We start from the raw sequence: 22262 nt of genomic DNA on the forward strand, positions 1-22262 counted from the left end.
GTCCTGAATCCTGCTAGTCCCCGGCCTGCCCGCCCGATCGGCGGCACCGACCCGGGTGAGGGGTGTGTCCGAAGGTGCGTCTGGAACTGCGTGGCATCACCAAGCGGTTCGGTCCGCTGGTTGCCAACGACCACATCGACCTGACGGTCGAACCGGGCGAGATCCACTGCCTGCTCGGCGAGAACGGAGCCGGCAAGTCGACGCTGATGAACGTCCTGTACGGACTCCACCAGCCGGACGAGGGCGAGATCCTCATCGACGGGGTCGCCAAGACCTGCCAGAGCCCGCGTGAGGCCATCGCCAACGGCATCGGCATGGTGCACCAGCACTTCATGCTGGTCCCGGTGTTCACCGTCGCCGAGAACGTCATCCTGGGCGACGAGGCCGAGCTGGGCTCCAGCCGCGGCCCGCTGGGGATGCTCAACCGGCGCCGGGCCCGGGCGCATGTGCGGGAGGTCTCCGAGCGCTACGGCCTGCCGGTGGACCCGGACGCCCGGGTCGAGGACCTGCCGGTCGGCGTCCAGCAGCGGGTGGAGATCGTCAAGGCCCTGGTCCGCGACGCCCAGACGCTGATCCTGGACGAGCCCACCGCGGTGCTCACCCCGCAGGAGATCGACGACCTCTTCACGGTCATGAACGCGCTGCGCGAGGCGGGCAAGTCGATCGTCTTCATCACCCACAAGCTCAAGGAGGTGAAGGAGATCGCCGACCGGATCACCGTGATCCGGCACGGCGCGGTCGTCGGCCAGGCCGACCCGGCGGCGAGCGAGCAGGACCTCGCCTCGCTGATGGTCGGCCGCACCGTGCAGCTGGTCGTCGACAAGCAGCCGGCCAGCCCGGGGAACCCCTCCTTCACCGTCGAGAACCTGACCGTCCGCGACCGGCACGGCAACGCCGCCGTGGACGACGTCTCCTTCGCCGTCCACGACGGCGAGATCCTGGGCATCGCCGGAGTCCAGGGCAACGGCCAGTCGGAGCTGGCCGAGGCCATCCTCGGGCTGGCGCCGGTGGAGTCCGGGTCGATCACGCTGGACGGCACCGGCCTGGTCGGGCTCACCCCGCGCCAGGCCCTGGACGCCGGGGTCGGCTTCGTCCCCGAGGACCGCGGGCACGACGGCGTGGTCGGCGAGTTCAGCATCGCCGAGAACCTGGTGCTGGACCTCTACCGCTCGGCCCCCTTCGGCGGACGGCTCTCGCTGGACCTCGCCGAGATCGAGCGCAACGCCAAGGCCCGCATCGAGGAGTTCGACATCCGCCCCCGCGACCCCGGCCACCTGGCCGGCAAGCTCTCCGGCGGCAACCAGCAGAAGGTCGTGGTGGCCCGGGAGATGTCCCGCCCGCTGCGGCTGCTGGTCGCCTCCCAGCCCACCCGCGGCGTGGACGTCGGCGCCATGGAGTTCATCCACCGGCGGATCGTCGCCGAACGGGACAAGGGACGGCCGGTCGTGGTCGTCTCCACCGAGCTGGACGAGGTGCTGGCGCTCGCCGACCGGGTCGCGGTGATGTACCGGGGGAAGATCGTCGCCATGGTGTCCCCGGACACCTCCCGTGAGGAGATCGGCCTGCTGATGGCCGGCATCACGACCAACGACGCAGCCGTGAACAGGACGGAGGACGCAGCGTCATGACCACCCCCACCCTGGATGCCGGCGAGCCGGTGGCCACCGCCCCCCAGGCCGACCGCAGCCTGGCCACCGTCGTCCGCAACGTCTTCACCGCCGAGAACAGCGCGCTGGTGACCGTCCTCGCCATCCTGCTGTCGCTGGTCGTCGGCGCGGTGCTGATCGTGCTGTCCAACACCAGCACCATGGACATGGGCGGCTACTTCTTCCAGGACCCCTCGGACTTCCTCTCCTCGGCCTGGCAGGACATCAGCAGCGCCTACTCCGCGCTGTTCGAAGGCGCGATATTCAACCCGGCCACGCTGGCCGGAACCCCGCAGCAGTTCTTCGGGCCGATCACCAACACGCTGGAGGACGCCACCCCGCTGATCTTCGGCGGGCTGGCCATCTCGGTGGCGTTCCGGGCCGGGATGTTCAACATCGGCGGCCAGGGCCAGACCATCGTCGGGGCGATCTTCTCCTCGTACGCGGCCTTCGCCTGGACCGACGTGCCCGGTGTGCTGCACCTGGTGGTCTCGGTGCTGGCCGGCATCGTCGGCGGGCTCCTCTTCGGCGGGCTCGTCGGCTGGCTCAAGGCCAGGCGCGGGGCGCACGAGGTGATCGTCACCATCATGCTCAACTACGTGGCGTTCTTCTTCCTCGGCAGCTGGCTGCTGAACACCTCGGTCTTCCACGACCCGAAGAACGCCGGGCAGGCCATCTCCAAGCCGGCCTCCGCCAGCGCCGTCCTGCCGCACCTGTTCGGCGACGGCCTGAACACCGACGTCGGGCTGCTGCTGGCACTGGCCGCGACCTTCGGCACCGCCTGGTTCTTCAACCGCTCCAAGTTGGGCTTCGAGGTGCGCGCCGTCGGCCTCACCCCGAGTGCGGCGCGGACCGCCGGCATCGACGTGGGCCGGATCCAGATCGCCTCCATGCTGATCTCCGGCGCGCTGATGGGCATGATCGGCGTGACCCAGACCCTGGGCCTGGCCAACCCGAACAACAACTCGCTCTCCCCCAACATCGACGCCGGGCTCGGCTTCACCGCCATCACCGTGGCCCTGCTGGGCCGCACCAAGCCCTGGGGCGTGGTCTGGGCCTCGCTGCTGTTCGGCGCGCTCCAGGCGGGCGGCGCGCTGATGCAGACCGAGGCGCAGGTCTCGATCGAGATCGTCACCGTGATGCAGGCGCTGATCGTGATCTTCGTGGCCGCCCCGCGGCTGGTGAAGGAGATCTTCCGGCTGCGCGCCGCCCGGGTCGTCCCGGCGGCGGCGGTAGCGCAGGCGGCAGCGGCGCAGCCGCAGACCGCCGACGGGCAGCAGAGCACGGACGAGCAGCAGACCGCCGAGGCCGGTCAGGACGACGAGGCAGCCCCGGGCGGTGACGGCCCGGGGGCGGCCGAGGAGCCGCAGGACCCGGCCGACCCGGACCACATCCGCACCACCGAATCCGGAGGCCAGGCGTGACCGACACCACCATCGCCCCCCTGGACAGCGCGGCGCCCGCCGCCCCGACCAGGCCCGACCGCTCCAAGCTCGTCGGCGGGCTGGCCCAGGCCGCCGTCGGGGCCTACGGACTGTGGTCCTTCGGCCTCGGCAGCCGCACCGGCCACGGCGTGCACACCCTGTTCGCGCTGAAGCTGGTCCCCGGCTCGACCGGCGGACTGCACCCGATCTCGGCCCCGGCCCAGCCCGCGGCGCTGGCGCTGACCGTCGTAGCGATCGCCTGCGGCCTGGTCCGGGCGTTCGCCCCGGTCCCCGCCAAGGCGCTGCGCTGGCTGGCGATCGGCTACTTCGCCTCGTTCGTCCTGGCCTTCCTGGTCTGGGCCGCCGCCGGCTCCGACATCGGCCTGAACGTGCCGCTGATCATCCAGCAGACGGCGCTGGCCACCGTGCCGCTGCTGCTGGGCTCGCTCAGCGCGCTGCTCTGCGAGCAGTCCGGTGTGGTCAACATCGCCGTCGAGGGCCAGTTCCTGTTCGGCGCGTTCACCGCCGAGCTGACCTCCTCGATGACCCACAGCGTCTGGGCCGGCCTGGTCGCGGGCTGCCTCGGCGGCGCGCTGATGTGCGCGCTGAGCGCGGTCTTCGCCAACCGCTACCTGATCGAGCAGGTCGTCCTCGGGGTCGTGCTCAACCTGCTCGCCTCGGGCATCACCGGCTTCCTCTACGACCGGCTGATGTCGAGCAACGGCTCCTCGTACAACACCGCGCTGAGCTTCCCCGACATCGCCATCCCCGGGCTGTCGTCCATCCCGGTCATCGGCCAGGCGCTGTTCGACAACAACCTGATCTTCTACGTGTCGTACCTGCTGGTGCCGATCGTCTGGTTCCTGCTGTACCGCACCCGCTGGGGCCTGCGCACCCGCGCGGTCGGCGAGCACCCGACGGCGGCCGACACCGTCGGCATCAAGGTGATCGGGCTGCGCTACCGCAACGTGATCACCGCCGGGCTGCTCTCCGGCCTGGGCGGTGTCTGGCTGACGCTGGGCCTGGCCAACCAGTTCGGCAAGGACATGAGCGACGGCAAGGGCTACATCGCCATCGCCGCGCTGATCGTGGGCCGCTGGACGCCGCTGGGCGCCCTCGGCGGGGCCCTGCTGTTCGGCTTCGCCACCCAGCTGGACGTGTCGCTGTCCTCGCTGAGCACCCCCATCCCCGGGGCCTTCCTGTCGATGGCCCCCTACCTGGCCACGGTCTTCGTGGTCGCGGCACTGGGCAAGGCGGTCCGCCCGCCGGCCGCCTCCGGCAAGCCCTACGTCAAGGGCTGATCCGGAGCCGCACCGCGGCTTCCGCCACCGCCGGGTACGGGCCTTCGGGCCGGTGCCCGGCGGTTCTGCCTTTCGGGACCGGGCGGGCGCGGCGGCTGGATGCGCCTGGGGCGCCCTCCCGACGGGAGGGCGCCCCAGGGCCGTTCGGTCCGGACTCGGCGCTCAGGTCACGGCTTGAACTGCACGACCTGCGGGTCGTGGTCGCTGGTCTGGTTGGCGTACTCGGAGTTCACGTGGACCACCTGGTACGTCGGGTCGCCGATGCCCTTGCTGACCAGGATGTGGTCCAGCACCTCGGACACCCCGTCGTAGTCGTAGGTGTACTGCTCGTTGACGGGCAGGGTGCCGATCAGGTCGGTCAGGATGGAGGTGCCGCTGCCGTCCGCCGAACCCGTCCGCAGCGAGGCCAGCGCCGGGCTGAACTGGTAGTCGTTGAAGTCGCCCACGACGACCACGTCGGCGTTCTTCTTGACGGCCAGGATCTGCTGGATGAAGTCGTGCTCGACCTGGGCCTGGCCGGAGCGCTGGATCTCCGAGGACTGCGCCGGGTACTGGAAGCGGCCGTCCTGGCTCTGGTCGCCGAGCTTGGCCACGAAGTGGTTGGCGATCACGAACACCGGCTTGCCGCCGAAGGAGAACTCGGCCACCAGCGGCTTGCGGCTGGAGTCCCAGACCGGGTTGGTCGGGTCGAGCCGGCCCGGCGAGAGGGTCAGCGAGGGCTGGCCGTCCACCTTGACCACCTGGGTGCCGGTGGTGGAGCGGTTCACCGTACTGGCGCCGGTGTCGACGAAGCTCACCCGGGCCGCGTTGAACAGCAGCACGCTGCGGATGTTGCCGCCGGGCTCGCCGCCGTCCTGGTCGTTGACCGGGTCGATCTCGCGGTAGCTGTACTGCGGGCCGCCCGCCGCCGTGATCGCGGTGGTGAGGTCGGTGATGGTCTTGTCGGCGGCGACGGTGCCGTCGTCGGTGGCGCCGCTGTTGTCCTGGATCTCCTCGACCGCGATGATGTCGGGCTTGGCCAGGTTGGTGACGATGCCCTGCGCCAGCTTCTGGTACTTGGTCGCCGGGTCGGACGGGGCCAGGTTCTCGACGTTGTACGTGGCGATGGAGAGGTCCTTGGCCGGGGCGGACTTGGCCACGACCGGGGCGAGGTTGCCGGAGGCGACCGTGCCGAGCGAGGACGCGGCCAGGACGTAGCCGCCGTACTGCGAGTAGTCGATGGTGCCGATGGTCGCGCCGGTGAACACGTCGCCGACGCTCACCTCGGGGTTGCTGCCGTTGTCGGCGACGACCTCGAGCCGGCCGGACGGGGTGGCGTTCTCCGCCAGCAGCTCACTGCCGCCGCGGTAGGTGGCGTCCTCGGTCGGCTTCACCGTGACGTACTGCTCGCCGTAGGAGTCGGACGGGCCGACCACCCGGGCGTTGTCGACCTCGACCCGCATGCCCTCGATGGACTCGTAGAAGTCCAGCACCGAGCGGCTCGGGGTGATCTTGGTGGACTCGATGTTCGCGCCGCCGAGGTCGGGCGCGTAGGTGCTGGGGACGTTGGAGGCGTCCAGCACGATCGGCGCGGGCAGCGGGTTGCCGCTGCTCAGGGTGGTGACCGTGGGCGAGGTCAGCTCGGTGGTGGAGAGGTTCGAGGTGGTGGCGGTGGTGTCGCCGCCGGCCAACTCGTAGTAGTCCTGGACCTTGGCGGAGACCAGGACCGAGTCGCCGACGGCGACCGCGGGCGCGGAGCCCGTGTAGACGAAGACGCCCTCGCTGGTGGCCGGGTCCGAGTCGGGGTTCGGGTCCTGGATCCAGAAGCCCTTGGAGCCGCTGGTGCGCAGCGCGGTGACGATGCCCGGGACGTTGCTGACGCTGTCGCCGTTGAGCGGGGAGACCCAGGTGTCGCCCTGGATGTCGTGGATGCGCACCGGGCCCGGGGTCGGGGTGCTGCTCGGCGTGGGCGTCGGCGTGGGGGATGCGCCGCCGTCGGCCGAGTCGGCCGGGGTGGGCGCTCCGGCGGTGAAGTCCGCGCCGTTCTGGCCGGTGTCGCTGCTGGCGGCGTCGCGCGAGTCCGAGGTGGTGTTGCTGGTGGCGGGCGCGTCGGCGTCGCCTTCGTGGATCACCGCGGTGCCGTAGCCGACCAGGTCGTGGACGGTGCCGTCGGCGGCGCAGTCCGCGGCGGTCTTGCAGCTCAGCGCGGTCTGCGAGGTGACCAGGGCGACCGTGCCCGCCGTGCCGCTGAGGTTGATGTCACCGGTGGCGTCCGGGGTGGGCAGGGCGGTGCTGCCGCCCGCGCCGGCCGCCTCCTGGACCAGGTAGGAACCGCCGGGGGCGATGGACCCGGTGAGGTCGGTGACCTGCCAGGTGGTGGTCGCGCCGGGCGCGGCCGATATGTACTGGACCGACCAGGAGCCGAGTGGAACGGCCTGCGAGCCGTTGTTGTGCAGCTCGATGAAGTCGTTGGTCAGCGTCGCACCGGAGTTGCCGCCACCGCCGTAGACCTCGTTGATGACGACGTCCGTCGAGGTGGTGGCATTGGCACTGGGCGCGAGCGCGACGGCGGCGACGACGGCGGTGACGGCCGCCGAGGCCACCAGTGCGCGCGATCGGTTTCTGGACACGGTCCTCCTAGACCTGGAATCCGGGCGGTGCCGGGTTCTGAGGTGTTGTCAGATACCCATCATGGGCGACCACTCTGAACCCTGCGTGTCACTTGGGAATACTGCCGTCGCTAGTTTTCCGCCCAGGGCATCATCGCGGGTGGGAGGCGGTCTACGCGCATGGGCAATGCGCGTAGATTCTTCCGGTTCGACGGCGCCTCGGACAGCGCCCTCCGACGCCACCTCCGACGGCGCACTCGACGGCGCCGCTCCGGCTTCGGGGACGCGTCAGCCGCCGCTGTACTGGTGCACGGTCAGGCCCGACGCCTCCAGCCGCACCTGCCGCGCCGACCAGCTGGACAGCCGCCGGCCCGGCACCCGGTCGGGCAGGGCGCCGGGCAGGCCGGCGGCGGCGATCCGCAGCGCCTCGCGCAGCGCCGCCTCCAAGCCCCGGCCGGGCTCGGGCCCGTCGGCCGCGCGGTCGGCGTGGCTCTCCACGGCCACCCGCAGCGCCGCGTTCACCATGGCGGCCAGCACCCGGGGCCGCAGCGCATCCGGGTCCTCGCCAAGCCTGCAGGCGACGGCCTCGGCCAGCGCCGGTTCGGCGTCCAGGTGGGTCTGCAGCCACACCGCCCGGATGCCGGGCTCGGTCCGGGCCAGCCGCACCACGGCGACGACCGCCGCGTGGTCGCCCAGCGAGACGCCCTCGGCGCCGACCGCGCGCAGCGCCTCCGCCAGCGGCCGCTCGGCGGGCTGCTCCCGCAGCGCGGCGGCCACCGCCTCGGCCCCGGAGACCAGCAGCGGGCGGACGCAGGACTCCTTGGTGGCGAAGTAGCGCCACAGGGTGCGCGGGGAGACCCCGGCCGCGCGGGCGATGTCGTCGCCGGAGGTGGCGGCCACGCCGCGCTCGGCGAACAGCGCGACCGCCCGGTGGGCGACGGCCAGCCGGACCGCCGCGCGGTGCGGCTCGGACAGCGGTGGGCGCCCCCTGCGTACCCGCTCGGCCATGCCCCTGCCCCCTCCCTCGCCCTCGGTCGCGCCTCTGTCACCCCTCAACTGCCCTGCATCCACTGCTCTTTACGCACGGGAGCGGTCAAAGGTTCGATGAGGCCCCGCGGGCGGGACGGTCTCGGCGTCCGGATCGCGCAGGGCCAGGGCCCGTAACGCGATCTCGATGGCGAAGCGCTGGGTCGGGTCGGTGAGCTGGTCCCCGAAGATCCGCTCCAGCATGCGCATCCGGTAGCGGAACGTCTGCGGGTGCACGCCGAGTTGCTCGGCGATCTGGGCGGCGGTGCCCCGGCTGGTGAGCCAGACGTGCAGGGTCTCCAGCAGCCGTCGGCGCTGGGTGGTGGTGTACTCGGCCAGCGGCGCGAGGCAGCGCCGCGACAACTCCCCCACCAGCGCCGGGTCGCTGAGCAGCCACAGGGTGAGCAGGTTGCCCTCGGTGTAGGTCGGCTCGTCGTCGGGGATGACCCCGAGATCGACCAGGGCCAGTGCGTGCCGGGCCCAGCGCAGCGCGTCGGCGGCCTTGGCCAGGGCGACCGTGGGGCCGACCGAGGCCCGGCAGCCGGCCAGCGCCTCGGCCAGGAACTCCCGTGCCTTGGCGTCGAGTTGGCCGGGCAGTAGCAGGTAGGGCTCGGAGCACACCAGATCGGCCAGGACGTGCCGGTCCAGCGCGGTCCGGCTGGGCAGGCCCTCCCGGCGCAGGGCGACCGGGGTGACCTCCTCCGGCAGCGGCCAGCCGACCTGGTCGGCCAGTTCGGCGAGGGAACTGTCTGCCGCTGCGGCCCCGGTGAGGATGCGCTGCATCAACCGCCTTCTGCGGCCGTCGGGTTCCTCGCCCATCTCGATCATCGCCCGCAGGTAGCCCTCGCGGGACAGCTCCGCGATCTCGCCCATGTACGCGAACAGCGCGTCGGCGAAGGACATCAGCACGGCCGCGGAGAGGCGGTAGCGGTGGCCCACCTCCCGGGCCCGGCGTAACGCCACCTGGCACCCGATCCGGTAGGCGTCCTGCAGGACGTCCAGGCTGCGGCCCTGGTACGCCTCGAAACGGCCGAAACTGCGGCAGATCTCGTCCCGGAGTTCGGTGTTGGCGCTGGGCGCGGCGACCTGGTTCACAAAGGCGGTGACGTTCTGTTTGATGCCGAGGTGGATGAGTTCGGCGTCCGGTCCGTCGAAGAGGTGCCGGTACTCGGGCAGTGCGGCGATGATCTCGGCGGTCATCTCCTTGAGCAGGCTGGGCAGTTCGGGACGCATCACGACGGCCAGTTCCCGTGGCACCGTCCTCAGCGCTGCCATGGAACGAGCCGACGCCTGCCGGATTTCCGCCATCCCTGCTGCCCCCCACGCTGTCCAGGCCCGTTAGGACGCGGGCATACGAGTTCGGTGGTGCGTGCAACATAGACCACGACCGAGGGGACTGCACAGACGCGTTGCAGGATTCGCGCGGGTCCGGAACCGGCGCGGGGCAGCTTCGCTGCAATTGCTCATATTTCAACAAGCCGCCGCACGTCCCCGTGTGCTCGAAGACAACAAATTACCAGTCAGTAATTTTTTTGGGCGTGTGCTGGTTCCGGCCATTGCGCGGCTGAGTTACCGCTGCGTAACGTCCCGCTCGCACCCCCGGTTCGGCGGGAAGCCGACTCCAGAAAGGATCAGCTCATGCGCCAGATCTCCAAAGCAACGGCGGTGGCCGCAGCGGCATTCGCGGCAGTCGTCGGGTTCGGCACCACCCAGGCCAGCGCCACCACCACCTGGACCGTCTCCGGCGGCGGCACCTTCACGGCCTCGGCCAGCAGCCCCAAGCTGACCGACACTGCCACCGGCGCCACGCTCACCTGCACCTCGTCCGCGGCCGGCGGAACCGCCGCCAACGGCACCGGCCTGTCCGGCACCGACATCGCCACCATCAAGACCCTCTCCTGGACCAGCTGCACCGGTCCGCTGGGGATCGCCTTCACGGTCACCCCGAGCGGGCTGCCGTGGGACCTCAACGCCACCTCCTACAACGCGAGCACCGGTACCACCACCGGCACGCTCACCGGAGTCGAGGCGAGCATCAGCGGCACCCTGTGTTCCGCCAAGTTCGCCGGGACGACGGCCACCACCCCGGCCACTCTCACCGGCACCTACGTCAACTCCACCCACACCCTCACCATCAGCGGCGGCAACCTGCACGCCTACAGCGTGTCCGGCTGCCTCGGCCTGATCAACAACAACAACGCCGCGACCTACAGCGCCGCGTACGTGGTGAGCCCGAGCACGCTGAAGATCACCTCCCCGTGACCGTGCGCACCGCGTGACAACACCGGGCCGGGAACTTGTCATCCGTGGACAAGTTTTCGGCCCGGTTCGCAACCGTTGCTATTCCTTGTGATTTTCTGCTTGCCGCTGATCGCTACTCACACGTACTGTCCTGCGCCGCCGGGCACGTGTCGTCCAGGAGGGGGAAAAGGTGGGAACTGCCACGGGCTTACGCCCCGCGCCGCTGCTCGCCGGGGTCGCGGCTGCGGGCGTGCTGGTCGCGTCCGTGCTGACCGGCCCCGAGGCCGGCGCGGACGTGCGCACCGGGCGGGTCACCGTCGGCTACACCTGCGCCTATCCCGGCGGCGCGGTGGACCTGGCCGCCTCCCTGGTGCAGGACTACCCGACCGCCGCCGCGCCCGGCAGCCCGCTGCGGCCGGGCCCGCTGACGGTCGAGACCACGCTCCCCCGCGGCCTGCTCCCGGCCGGCACCACCACCGTCACCGGCACCGCCGCGCTCCAGGTCTCCATCACCCGCACCACGGCCGCCGCTCCCGCCGGCGCGGCCTCCACGGCGACGGCCGCCGCGAGCGGCGCCGCCTCGGCCCGCTCCACGCTGGTGGTCCGGGGCGCGGCCGCCGGGCGGCAGGGCACCGTCGCCGAGTGGGGCGGGCTGGTGGTGGCCCCGGCGGCGGTCGGCGGCGGCGTCGCCGACATCACCGCGACCGGGGCCGTCCCGGCGCTGCCGCAGACCGGCCCGGGCACCACCACGGTCACGCCGATGGCACTGACCCTGCTGCTGCACGGCGGCAGCGGCAGCGTGCAGCTGTCCTGCACCCCCGCCGCGCCCCCGGCCCCGCTCGGCAGCGTCACCGCGGCCGGCCCCTCCGCCACCACCGCGCCCAGCCCCGGCACCGGCGGCAGCAGCGGCAGCGGCAGCGGCGGCGACCGCGGCGGCAGCGTGGGCAGCGGCTCGTCCCGTGCGGCGAGCGCCGGGGCGACCGCGCGGGCCGGGGCCCGAGGAGCGGCCCGCAACGTCAGCACCCCCGCCTGCGGGGCCTCGCCGTCCGGCTCGCTGGACCCGGCCGACCTGCCCACCCCGCCGCCCGGCTCCACGGTCTTCCCCCCGCCCGGCTCGCCGCCGCAGGACCTGGGCGTGGAGTGCGCCTACGCCATCGGCTACGCCAACGTCGGCAAGCTCGGCGAGGCCGCGCTGGTCAACAACCCCGAGGACCATCCGGCGCTGGCCAGCCTGGCGACCGTCCGCGACATCTTCAACTTCGCACCGCCGCCCGGCTACCAGGTGTACTTCGAGGCCGACGAGGTCGGCAACCTGACCCTGCCGTCCGCCGCCACCACCTTCCTCACCTTCGGTTTCATGCCGACCACGGCGACCATGCAACTCGTCCCGCAGGGGCCGCTGACGGTGGTGGCCACCGGCGCGGGCGCGTTCTACAACCAGCCCAGCATCACCACCATCTACGGCCGGGAGTCGCTGCGCCTGACCGACGTACGCGTCTCCGGCACTCCGCTGGACGTGGGCTCCGACTGCCACACCGTCACCCCGGTCCAGCTCAAGCTGGTGGGCGTCAGCAACAGCGGCCTGCCGGACGACAACCCCTCGGACGACTACACGGTCACCACCGGCGGGCCGATCGGCCAGGAGCAGCTGACCATCCCGTACTTCACCGGGTGCGGCACCCGGGGCCAGAACCTGGACGCGCTGTTCGACGCGGCGGTCTCCGGCACCGGCAACTCGCTCAACCTGGTCCAGGGGCCCACCTGCTTCACCTTCGACGGGAGCCCCTGCACCGTCATCACCATGCCCGAACTGCCGCGCCGCGCACCGAAGACCGAGAGGCCGTGAGATGGGCATCGAAGTGACCGTCGAGGGGCTGTCCAAGTCCTTCGGCAGCCAGACGGTCTGGGAGGACGTCACGCTGACGCTCCCGGCCGGGGAGGTGAGCGTCATGCTCGGCCCCTCCGGCACCGGCAAGACCGTGTTCCTGAAGTCGGTGATCGGGCTGCTGCGCCCGGAGCGCGGTCGGGTGCTGGTCGGCGACGTGGACATGGTCAGCAGTCCGGAGCACCTGGTCTACGAGGCCCGCAAGCTGTTCGGCGTGATGTTCCAGGACGGCGCGCTGTTCGGCTCGATGAACCTCTACGACAACATCGCCTTCCCGCTGCGCGAGCACACCCGCAAGAAGGAGTCGCAGATCCGGCAGATCGTCATGGAGCGGATGGACCTGGTGGGCCTGCTGGGCTCGGAGGCCAAGCTGCCCGGGGAGATCTCCGGCGGCATGCGCAAGCGCGCCGGGCTGGCCCGGGCGCTGGTGCTGGACCCGCAGATCATCCTGTGCGACGAGCCCGACTCCGGCCTGGACCCGGTGCGCACCTCGTACCTGTCGCAACTGCTGATCGACCTCAACGCGCAGATCGACGCCACCATGCTGATCGTCACGCACAACCTGGACATCGCCACCACCGTCCCGGACAACCTGGGCATGCTGTTCCGCCGCCACCTGGTCGCCTTCGGCCCCCGGGAGCTGCTGCTGACCAGCGAGGAGCCGGTGGTCCGGCAGTTCCTCGGCGGCCACCGGCACGGTCCGATCGGCATGGCCGAGGAGAAGGACCAGACCGCGCTGGAGCTGGAGCGCGACCTGGCCCCCGCGCCGGCCCGGGACGTCCCGCCGCAGCTGGAGCCCAGCCCCGGGCTGCCGTCGCGGCAGGCGGTCCAGCGGCGGCAGCGACGGGTGGCGGAGCTGGCCGGGGAGCGCCGCCCGGCCACCGCGTCGGCGCCGGGGGATCCGGCATGAGCAATCCGGTCCGGTCGGCGCTGCGGCAGTCCGGCGACTTCTTCGCGCTGGGCGCCACCACCATCCGCGACACCTTCCGGCGGCCGTTCCAACTGCGGGAGCTGGTCGAGCAGTTCTGGTTCATCGCCAGCGTCACCATCCTGCCCGCGGCACTGGTGTCGATCCCCTTCGGCGCGGTGATAGCCCTTCAGGTCGGGTCGCTCACGCAGCAGTTGGGGGCACAGTCGTTCACCGGCGGAGCCAGTGTGCTGGCCGTGGTGCAGCAGGCCAGTCCACTGATCGTGGCGCTGCTGATCGCCGGCGCGGGCGGCTCGGCCATCTGCGCCGACCTGGGCTCGCGCACCATCCGCGAGGAGCTGGACGCCATGGAGGTCATGGGCGTGTCGCCGGTGCAACGGCTGGTGGTGCCCCGGGTGCTGGCGGCCATGCTGGTGGCGGTCCTGCTCAACGGCCTGGTGTCGGTGGTCGGCACGGTCGGCGGGTACGTCTTCAACGTCTACCTGCAGCACGGCACTCCGGGCGCGTACCTGTCCAGCTTCTCGGCGCTGGCCCAACTCCCCGACATCTACATCGGCGAGTTCAAGGCCCTCGTCTTCGGGCTGATCGCCGGGCTGGTCGCCGCCCACCGGGGGCTGCACCCGCGCGGCGGCCCCAAGGGCGTCGGCGACGCGGTCAACCAGTCCGTGGTGATCACCTTCCTGCTGCTGTTCCTGGTCAACGTGGTGCTGACCGCCGTGTACCTGCAACTGGTCCCGGCGAAGGGGATGTGAACCGTGGCCCTGACCGAGCACGAGAACGCGCCCGCCGCCGGGCCCGAGCCGCAGCCGGAGCCCGCCCGGCCGCCGGGCGGACGCAACCGGCTGCGCTGGCTGGACGAGTCCGGCGACCACCTGCTGTTCCACCTGAGCGTGCTGCTGTGGGTGCCGCGCACGCTGCGCCGCTACCTGAAGGAGGTGCTGCGGCTGCTGTCCGAGGTGGCCTTCGGCAGCGGCGGCCTGGGCGTGATCGGCGGCACCGTGGGCGTGATGGTCGGGATGACCCTGGCCACCGGCACCGTCGTCGGCCTGCAGGGCTACTCGGCCATGAACGAGATCGGCACCACCGCCTTCACCGGTTTCATCTCGGCCTACTTCAACACCCGCGAGATCGCCCCGCTGGTCGCCGGGCTGGCGCTGTCCGCCACCGTCGGCGCGGGCTTCACCGCCCAGCTCGGGGCCATGCGGATCAACGAGGAGGTCGACGCGCTGGAGGGCATGGGCATCCGCAGCGTGCCCTACCTGGTCACCACCCGGGTGATCGCCGGGGTGGTCGCCATCGTCCCGCTGTACGGCGTCGGGCTGCTCAGCTCGTACGCCGCCTCGCGGCTGGTCACCGTCTACGGCGAGGGCCAGTCGGCGGGCGTCTACGACCACTACTTCAACCTGTTCCTCGCCCCCGAGGACGTGCTGCTGTCGGCGCTGAAGGTGCTGGTCTTCAGCGTGGTGGTGATCCTGGCGCACTGCTACTACGGCTACCACGCCAAGGGCGGACCGGCCGGGGTGGGCATCGCGGTCGGACGCTCGGTGCGCAACGCCATCGTGATCATCAGCCTCACCGACTTCTTCCTCAGCCTGGCGATCTGGGGCGCCACCACGACGGTGCGGGTGGCCGGATGAGCGCCCGACCGGTCTCCGCGCTGCGCCGCCGGGGCGCCGGGCTGTGCTTCCTGCTGGTGCCGGTCCTGCTGGCCTGGCTGTCGGTGTCGGTGTACGACCACGACTTCAGCGACACCGACAGCGTCCGGGTGCGCACCGACAGCGTCGGCAACCAGATGCAGGTGAACGCGGACGTCAAGCTGCGCGGCGTGGTCGTCGGCCGGGTCAGCGCCATCCGGGCCAACGGCTCGGGGGCGACGCTGACCCTGGCCATCGCCCCCGGCGAGCTGCGGCAGATCCCCGCCGACGTCTCCGCGCAGATGCTGCCCACCACCCTGTTCGGCGCCCGCTACGTGGCCCTGGTGGTGCCCTCGGCCACGCCCTACGGCGCCACCGCCGACGCCGCGCTGACACCCGGCAGCACCATCCCCGAGGACCGCTCCGGCGACGCGGTCGAGCTGGAACAGGTCTTCAGCAACCTGCTGCCGCTGCTCGACGACGTCCAGCCGGCCCAGCTGTCGGCCACGCTCAACGCCGTCGCCAGCGCGCTGCAGGGGCGCGGCGCCGAACTCGGCACCACCCTGGCCAGCCTGGACGCCTACCTCAGGCAGATCAACCCGCAGCTGCCGGCGCTCAACGCCGACCTGCACAACCTGGTGAAGGTCAGCCAGTCGTACGCCGACGCCGCCCCCGACCTGCTCCAGGCGCTGACCGAACTCACCGTCACCAGCGGCACCGTGGCGAACCAGCAGAGCCAACTGGCCGGCCTGTACGCCACCACCACCGCCGCCGCCGGGACTACCACCGCGTTCCTGAAGCAGAACCAGTCCACCATCATCCGGCTGGCTGCCGACAGCCGCGGCACGCTCACCCTGCTCGGCCGCTACTCGTCCGAATTCCCCTGCACGCTGCGGACGTTGGCCGCGTTCGTGCCGGTGATGGACAAGGCCCTGGGCAAGGGCACCGACGAGCCCGGCCTGCACGTGGACCTGACCACCGCCCCCTCGCGCGGCGCGTACCTGCCCGGCACGGACACCCCGGTGTACGACAAGGCCGGCGGCCCGGCCTGCTACAGCACCCCGTACACCGGACAGCCCAACACGCCCCAGGAGAACGCCCTGATCAACGAACTGCTGGCGCCGCAGCTGGACACCACGGCCGGTTCCCTGCCCAGTTGGAGCAGCCTGCTGGTCGGCCCGGTCCTGCGCGGGACGGAGGTGGGCGTCAAGTGAAGCGCCGCAGCATCGTCGGCCCGGCGGTCAAGTCGCTGGTGTTCGTGGCGGTCACCTCGCTGGCGACGACCGCCCTGGCCTTCGCCGTCTCCGACACCTCGGTGGGCTCCACCGCCGGCTACAACGCGCAGTTCAGCGATGTCACCGGGCTGACCCCGGGCGACAGCGTGCGCATCGCCGGGGTGCAGGTGGGCCAGGTGGACAGCATCCGGGTGGAGGACCGCCGCTACGCCCTGGTCCACTTCTCGGTGCAGCGCGGCCGGGCGCTTCCCGCCTCGGTGACCGCCTCGGTCAAGTACCTGAACCTGGTCGGCGAACGCTACCTGGAGCTGGACCAGGGCGTCGGCCCGGTCGGGAAGTCGCTGAAGCCGGGCGGCACCATCGCCCTGCAGAGCACCTCCCCCGCGCTGGACCTGACCCAGCTGTTCAACGGCTTCCAGCCGCTGTTCCAGGGGCTGGACCCGGACCAGACCAACCAGCTCGCCCAGGAGATCGTGCAGGTGCTCCAGGGCGAGGGCGGCACCGTGGACGGGCTGGTCCAGGACGTCGGCACGCTCACCAACACCCTGGCCGCCAAGGACCAGGTGATCGGCGCGGTCATCGACAACCTGACGTCGGTGCTGGACGACGTCAACGCCCACCAGCAGGGCTTCACCCAGCTGGTCTCCACCCTGCAGACCCTGGTCAGCGGCTTCTCCGCGGACCGGCAGCCGATCGGCGACGCGGTCACCGCCCTCGCCGGGCTCACCACCAGCACCGCCGGGCTGCTACAGCAGGGGCGCCAGCCGCTGAAGGACTCCATCGCCCAGCTGGGCCGGCTGTCGGACAACCTGGCCGCGGGCACCCCCGAGCTGGAGGACTTCCTGCAGAAGACCCCGGCCAAGCTGGCCGCCGTCGGCCGGACCGCCTCCTACGGCTCCTGGCTGAACCTGTACCTGTGCCAGGCCACCGTCAGCGGCGTCTCCACCTCGGACGGCAGCGCGCCGCCCACCGGGATCGCCATCACCGAGCCGAGGTGCCGCTCATGAGACCGCCCCTGTTCAAGCCGCTGCGGCAGCGCAACCCGGTCTGGGTGGGCCTGGTCGGCGTGGTGGTGTGTGCGCTGGCGGCACTGACGGCGTACGACGCGGACGCGCTGCCGCTGGTCGGCAGCGGCGGCACGCACTACAGCGCGTACTTCAGCGAGTCGGCCGGCCTGGACCCGGGCGACGAGGTCAGCGTCGCCGGGGTCAAGGTCGGCACGGTGGACTCGGTGGCGCTGGACGGCGCGCAGGTCAAGGTCGGCTTCCGGGTCCAGGGCGCGTGGGTGGGCGACGCCAGCACGGTGTCCATCGGCATCCGCACCCTGCTCGGCGCCAAGTACCTGGCGGTGGACCCGCTCGGCGACAGCGCGCAGAACCCGTCCCTGACCATCCCGCGCACCCGCACCACCTCCCCGTTCGACGTCACGCAGGCCCTGGACGGCCTGGGCCAGACCCTGGGCTCGGTGAACAGCAAGCAGCTGGCGCAGAGCTTCCAGGCCATCGCCGACACCTTCAAGGACACCCCGCCGTCGGTGCGCTCGGCGGTCGACGGCCTGTCCGCGCTGTCGCAGACCATCTCCAGCCGGGACGCAGCCCTGGCCAAGCTGCTCTCCGCCAGCGCCACCCTGACCGGCACCGTCGCCGACCAGAACAGCAGGCTCGCCTCGCTGATCGACGACGGCAACCAGCTGCTGGCCGAGGTGCAGAGCCGGCGCGACGCCATCCACGCGCTGCTCACCGGCACCACCCAGCTGGGCGCCCAGCTGACCGGCCTGGTCCAGGACGACGACCGGCAGCTGGCGCCGACCCTGAGCGCGCTGTCCCGGGTGGTCTCGGTGCTCCAGGCCAACCAGACCGACCTGGACCAGGTGCTGGCGCTGGCCGGTCCCTACTACGCGCAGCTGGGCGACGCCCTCGGCAGCGGCCGCTGGTTCGACGTCTACCTGTGCGGGCTGATCCCCGCCGGCTACCTGCCCTCCGACAAGCCGCCGTCCGACGGCTGCGCGTCCCCGACCACCGGAGGTACCGGCAAGTGACATCCGTACTGGACAGGCTGTCCCTGCTCCGGGGCTCCACCCGGGCCGCGATCGCGGCCGGCACCGCGCTGGTGGTCGTGGTCGGCGGCGGCACGGCGGCCGGGCTGGTCCCCCTCGGCGGCGGCGGAGGCATCCGGATCACCGCCTACTTCAGCCGCACCATCGGCGTCTACCCCGGCTCCGACCTGCGCATCCTCGGCGTCAAGGAGGGCACGGTGGAGTCGGTCTCCCCGGACGGCACGCAGGTCCGGGTGGTGCTGGCGGTGGACTCCGGCGTACGGGTGCCGGCCGACGCCTCCGCCGTCGTGGTCGCGCCCACCCTGGTGGCCGACCGCTACGTCCAGCTCACCCCGGCCTACACCGGCGGCCCGCAGCTGCACGACCACGGGACGATCCCGCTCGCCCGCACCGGCAGCCCGGTGGAGATCGACCAGCTCTACCAGAGCATCACCCAACTCGCCGACGCGCTCGGGCCGAACGGCGCCAACACCGACGGCGCGCTGTCGCAGCTGCTGGACACCGGCGCCGCCAACCTCGACGGCAACGGCGCCGCCATCGGCAACAGCATCAGCCAACTCGGCTCCGCAGCGCAGACGTTGAACGGCAACAGCAGCGAACTCTTCGCCACCCTCACCTCCTTGCAGAGCTTCACCAGCATGCTGAAGCAGAACAACAGCCAGGTGCAGTCCGCGACCGGCGAACTGTCCACCGTCAGCGGCTTCCTGGCCCAGGACCGGAGCGACCTGGGCTCCGCCCTGGCACAACTGGCCACCGCCCTGGGCCAGGTGCAGGGCTTCATCCAGGACAACCGGAGCCGGCTCCAGGGCATCGTCGACCAACTGGTGCCGATCACCCAGGCCATGGCCAAGCAGCGGGCCTCGCTGGCCGAGCTGCTCACCGCCGCGCCACTGGCCGCCGACAACCTGCTCAACGCCTACGACCCGGCCCAGAAGAGCATCGACGGCCGCGCCGACCTCAACGAGCTCAGCCTGCCGATGCCCTTCCCGGCCACCGGCGGCACCCGGTGAACCGGCCAGGACGCGCCGCCTGCTGCTGGCTGGTGGCGGGCGCGGTGCTCGGCACCGGCGGCTGCTCCGGCTACACCGCGCTGCAGGACCTGCCGCTGCCCGGCGGGGCCGCCCTGGGCAGCCACCCGTACACCGTCCGGGCGGACTTCACCGACGTGCTCAGCCTGGTCCCGCAGGCATCGGTCGAGGTCAACGACGTCCCCGTGGGCCGGGTCACGCGGATCTCGCTGGCCCCGGACAGCTGGACCGCCGTGGTCACCATGGAGGTCAACGGCGACGTACAGCTGCCCGGCGACGCCTACGCCTCGCTGGAGCAGTCCAGCCTGCTCGGCGAGAAGTACGTGTCGCTGTCCGCGCCGCCGAGCGGGCAGGCCGCCACCGGGCGGCTGGGCGACGGCGACACCATCCCGCTGGCCCGGACCAACCGCTCGCCCGAGGTCGAGGAGGTGTTCGGCGCCCTGTCGCTGCTGCTCAACGGCGGCGGCGTACAGCAGTTGAAGACCATCAGCACCGAACTCAACCAGGCGCTCTCCGGCAACGAACCCGAGGTCCGCGATCTGCTCGGCCGCCTGGACACGCTGGTCGGCGACCTGGACGCGCACCGGCAGGACATCACCGCCGCCCTCGACGGCCTGAACCGGCTGTCGTCCACACTGGCCGCCCGCAACCAGCAGATCAACACCGTGCTCAGCGACCTCAGCCCGGGCCTGGACGTGCTCTCCCAGCAGCGGCAGCAACTGGTCACCATGCTCCAGTCGCTGGACACCCTCTCCGGGGTGGCCACCGACACCGTCAACGCCAGCAAGGCCGACCTGGTGGCCGACCTGAAGGGGCTGGCGCCGACCCTGCAACGGCTCGCCGACGCCGGACAGGCGCTGCCGGACTCGCTGCAGGTGCTGGTGACCTACCCGTTCACCGACCAGGTGCTGAACGGCGTCAAGGGCGACTACCTCAACACCTACCTGGAGCTGGCCGCCCCGCCGGACACCCGGATCATCCCGGCGCTGTCGGCGGCCGACAGCGTCTTCCCGCCACCGGCCACCAGCGACACCGCCCGCAGCGGCAAGGCCGGGCAGGCGGGCCTGCTGCCCTTCCCGCTGCCGTCGGCGACCGCCACCCGAGGAGGCACCCCGTGAGGCTCAGGCGCGCCGTCCTGGTCAAGAACGTCACCTTCCTGGCCCTGTCCGCCGTGGTCCTGGGCTACCTGGGCGCGGACTACGCCGACGTCGGGGGCGCCTTCGGGATGCCCGGCTACTACGTCGTCCGGGTGGACCTGGCGCAGACCGGCGGCCTGTTCCCCAACGCCGACGTCACCTACCGGGGCGTCTCCGTCGGCCGGGTCGGCGCGATCCGGCTCACCGACGACGGGGTCCAGGCCGAGCTGCACATCGACGACTCCCAGCACCGCATCCCGCGCCGGCTGCGGGCCCAGGTCGCGGACCTGTCGGTGGCCGGGGAGGAGTACCTGGACCTGCAGCCAGGCACCGACCGGGCCCCCTACCTGGTCGGCGGCGACACCATCCCGCAGGCCGACACCACCACCCCGGCGCCGGTCACCACCATGCTCGAAAGCGTCAACCAGCTCACCGGGTCGGTGCCGCTGCAGTCCCTGCGCACCGTGGTGGACCAGCTCGGCGACGCCTTCACCGGGCAGGCGCAGAACCTGCAGGCGCTGCTCGACAGCAGCAGCCAGTTCACCGCCGCCGCCGACCGGGCGCTCCCGGCCACCACCACCCTGCTCGTGGACGGCCAGGCCGTGCTGCAGACCCAGGCCGACGAGGGCGACGCCATCCGCTCGTTCGCCACCAGCGCCGACCAGTTGGCCGCGCAGCTGGACGACTCGGACACCGACCTGCGCCGACTGATCGCCGCCGCGCCGCAGGCCGCCACCCAGCTCGACCAACTGCTCCAGGACGTCGGCCCCAACCTGGGCGTGGTGCTGGCCAATCTGCTCACCACCGCCGACGTGGCCGTGGACCGGCAGGCCGGGGTGCAGGAGTTGCTGGTCAGCCTGCCGGCGGTGGCGGCGGCCGGAGCCACCGCGATCAACGGCAGCGGCGCCCACATGAGCATGGCCGTCACCTTCTTCGACCCGCTGCCCTGCACCGCCGGATACGGCGGCACCACCCACCACAGCGGCACCGACACCACCGCCGGGGCCTGGAACAGCGCCGCAGGTTGCACCGCCCCGCCCAGCACCGGCCGGGACGTCCGCGGCTCCGGCAACGCACCTGGCGGAGAAGGCAAATGACGCTGCGTCATATCGACTGGCGGGCGGCGCTGTGGTGGGGCGCGACCGTCGGCGGCGTGCTCGCCTGCGTGCTGGTCGGCTGCTGGTGGGCGGCCCGCCCGGCCGGGGACGCCGGCCCGGCCCGCGCCCGGGACGCCGCCCTCGCCGACGGGCGCGCCGACCTGACCGCCCTGAGCAGCGCCGACGGCACCAGCGGCAGCGCGGCCGACCGCACGCTCCGCACCTGGCTGGACGCCACCACCGGCACCCTGCACGACGGGCTGCAGAGCGGCTCCGACAGCAGCCTTGCCTCGCTGCGCGGTTCGGGCACGGACGCCAGGGGCAGCGTCACCGCCGCCGCGCTCACCGCCCTGGACCCGGGCAGCGGCCGGGCGACCCTGATCGCCACCCTCGCGGTCCGGGTCAGCGCGGTGGGCACGACCGAGCAGACGCAGGCACGCGGCATCCAGGCACAGTTGGTGCGCACCGGCGCGGGCTGGAAGGTCTCCGCGCTGACCACCCTCTCCGGCGACGCAACTCCATCCCCAGCCCCGTCCGGCAGTGCGCCGTGAGGGGGCTGCGCTGGGCCGTCCCGGCCATGGCCTGGCTGGCCGCGCTCGGCCTCGGCGGCGCCGCCGCGCTCACCCGGCCCGCCGCCGCCCCCGACCGCGCGGTGATCGACCCGGCGGCCACCGCCGGGGTCGACGCCCAGGTGGACGCCGCGCTGACGCGCATCCTGTCGTACTCGCCGCAGTCCGCGACGGCGACCGCGCTGGCCGCCCGGCGCCTGCTCAGCGGCGCCGCCTCGACCCAGTACCAGGCGCTGTTCGCCGGGATCCAGGGGCAGATCGGCAGCCAGCGGCTGACCGTGACCACCCGGGTGGTGCACAGCGGCGTGGTCAGCCTCACCGGGGACCAGGCGCAGCTGCTGGTCTTCGTGGACCAGACCGCCCAGCGGCAGGGCGCCCAGCCGTCCACCGTGGCCGGGCAGTTGTCCGTCACCGCCCGTCTGGTCGACGGGCATTGGCGCATCAGTGACATGACGCAGCGTTAGGAGA

At 72.1% G+C, this 22262-nt stretch carries 19 protein-coding genes; 16 read left to right on the forward strand and 3 right to left on the reverse strand.

Annotated features, from left to right (window positions below; all coding sequences use genetic code 11):
• Positions 1-74: 74 nt before the first annotated feature.
• Genes GXW83_RS20585 through GXW83_RS20595 form a run of 3 tightly spaced genes read left to right on the forward strand, consistent with a single transcriptional unit; the run spans position 75 to position 4371 of the window.
• On the forward strand, positions 75-1628 hold the full coding sequence (locus GXW83_RS20585; RefSeq protein WP_182444487.1) for an ABC transporter ATP-binding protein: 1554 nt from the start codon (positions 75-77) through the stop codon (positions 1626-1628).
• Positions 1625-3070: an ABC transporter permease gene (locus GXW83_RS20590; RefSeq protein WP_182444488.1), complete on the forward strand. Its 1446-nt coding sequence runs from the start codon at positions 1625-1627 to the stop codon at positions 3068-3070. Before GXW83_RS20585 ends, GXW83_RS20590 begins: the two co-directional genes overlap by 4 nt.
• The gene (locus GXW83_RS20595; protein ID WP_182444489.1) at positions 3067-4371 is read left to right on the forward strand and encodes an ABC transporter permease; all 1305 of its coding nucleotides are present in this window, start codon (positions 3067-3069) and stop codon (positions 4369-4371) included. Before GXW83_RS20590 ends, GXW83_RS20595 begins: the two co-directional genes overlap by 4 nt.
• Positions 4372-4538: 167 nt before the next feature.
• On the opposite strand, the gene GXW83_RS20600 is transcribed toward GXW83_RS20595, so the two are convergent.
• The 3 genes from GXW83_RS20600 to GXW83_RS20610 all read right to left on the reverse strand — a co-directional run bounded on the left by GXW83_RS20600 (position 4539) and on the right by GXW83_RS20610 (position 9260).
• A complete protein-coding gene (locus GXW83_RS20600; protein WP_182444490.1) occupies positions 4539-6980 on the reverse strand; it encodes a lamin tail domain-containing protein in 2442 nt (813 codons plus the stop codon).
• A 267-nt stretch (positions 6981-7247) separates the two neighbouring features.
• A complete protein-coding gene (locus GXW83_RS20605) occupies positions 7248-7967 on the reverse strand; it encodes a TetR/AcrR family transcriptional regulator (RefSeq protein WP_182444491.1) in 720 nt (239 codons plus the stop codon).
• A 69-nt stretch (positions 7968-8036) separates the two neighbouring features.
• The gene (locus tag GXW83_RS20610) at positions 8037-9260 is read right to left on the reverse strand and encodes a helix-turn-helix domain-containing protein (protein WP_225447134.1); all 1224 of its coding nucleotides are present in this window, start codon (positions 9258-9260) and stop codon (positions 8037-8039) included.
• Between the two features lie 363 nt (positions 9261-9623).
• On the opposite strand from GXW83_RS20610, the gene GXW83_RS20615 reads away from it, so the two are divergent.
• From GXW83_RS20615 to GXW83_RS20675, 13 genes are all read left to right on the forward strand, one after another.
• Positions 9624-10247, forward strand: coding sequence for a hypothetical protein (locus GXW83_RS20615; RefSeq protein WP_182444492.1), 624 nt, complete (start codon positions 9624-9626; stop codon positions 10245-10247).
• Positions 10248-10416: 169 nt separating this feature from the next.
• Positions 10417-12072 (forward strand): hypothetical protein, encoded by a 1656-nt coding sequence (locus GXW83_RS20620; RefSeq protein ID WP_182444493.1) that lies wholly within the window; start codon positions 10417-10419, stop codon positions 12070-12072.
• 1 nt (position 12073) lies between these two features.
• On the forward strand, positions 12074-13021 hold the full coding sequence (locus GXW83_RS20625; RefSeq protein WP_182444494.1) for an ABC transporter ATP-binding protein: 948 nt from the start codon (positions 12074-12076) through the stop codon (positions 13019-13021).
• Positions 13018-13791, forward strand: a complete 774-nt coding sequence (locus tag GXW83_RS20630; RefSeq protein ID WP_182444495.1) for an ABC transporter permease — start codon at positions 13018-13020, stop codon at positions 13789-13791. The genes GXW83_RS20625 and GXW83_RS20630 overlap by 4 nt, the downstream gene beginning before the upstream one ends.
• Positions 13792-13881: 90 nt before the next feature.
• On the forward strand, positions 13882-14676 hold the full coding sequence (locus GXW83_RS20635; RefSeq protein WP_182447460.1) for an ABC transporter permease: 795 nt from the start codon (positions 13882-13884) through the stop codon (positions 14674-14676).
• Positions 14673-15887: an MCE family protein gene (locus GXW83_RS20640; RefSeq protein WP_182444496.1), complete on the forward strand. Its 1215-nt coding sequence runs from the start codon at positions 14673-14675 to the stop codon at positions 15885-15887. The genes GXW83_RS20635 and GXW83_RS20640 overlap by 4 nt, the downstream gene beginning before the upstream one ends.
• Complete coding sequence (locus GXW83_RS20645) at positions 15884-16915, forward strand: MCE family protein (protein WP_182444497.1); 1032 nt, start codon at positions 15884-15886, stop codon at positions 16913-16915. The genes GXW83_RS20640 and GXW83_RS20645 overlap by 4 nt, the downstream gene beginning before the upstream one ends.
• Positions 16912-17946: an MCE family protein gene (locus tag GXW83_RS20650; RefSeq protein ID WP_182444498.1), complete on the forward strand. Its 1035-nt coding sequence runs from the start codon at positions 16912-16914 to the stop codon at positions 17944-17946. Before GXW83_RS20645 ends, GXW83_RS20650 begins: the two co-directional genes overlap by 4 nt.
• A complete protein-coding gene (locus GXW83_RS20655; RefSeq protein WP_225447135.1) occupies positions 17943-18974 on the forward strand; it encodes an MCE family protein in 1032 nt (343 codons plus the stop codon). Before GXW83_RS20650 ends, GXW83_RS20655 begins: the two co-directional genes overlap by 4 nt.
• Entirely contained in the window at positions 18971-20110 is a 1140-nt protein-coding gene (locus tag GXW83_RS20660; protein WP_182444499.1) for an MCE family protein, read from the forward strand. The genes GXW83_RS20655 and GXW83_RS20660 overlap by 4 nt, the downstream gene beginning before the upstream one ends.
• The gene (locus tag GXW83_RS20665; protein WP_182444500.1) at positions 20107-21225 is read left to right on the forward strand and encodes an MCE family protein; all 1119 of its coding nucleotides are present in this window, start codon (positions 20107-20109) and stop codon (positions 21223-21225) included. Before GXW83_RS20660 ends, GXW83_RS20665 begins: the two co-directional genes overlap by 4 nt.
• Positions 21222-21776 carry a hypothetical protein gene (locus tag GXW83_RS20670; RefSeq protein WP_182444501.1) on the forward strand — a complete coding sequence of 185 codons (555 nt, stop codon included), beginning with the start codon at positions 21222-21224 and terminating at the stop codon, positions 21774-21776. The genes GXW83_RS20665 and GXW83_RS20670 overlap by 4 nt, the downstream gene beginning before the upstream one ends.
• Entirely contained in the window at positions 21773-22258 is a 486-nt protein-coding gene (locus tag GXW83_RS20675) for a nuclear transport factor 2 family protein (RefSeq protein WP_182444502.1), read from the forward strand. Before GXW83_RS20670 ends, GXW83_RS20675 begins: the two co-directional genes overlap by 4 nt.
• Positions 22259-22262: the final 4 nt, after the last annotated feature.

The sequence above is a fragment of the Streptacidiphilus sp. PB12-B1b genome, from assembly GCF_014084125.1.
Taxonomy (GTDB): domain Bacteria; phylum Actinomycetota; class Actinomycetes; order Streptomycetales; family Streptomycetaceae; genus Streptacidiphilus.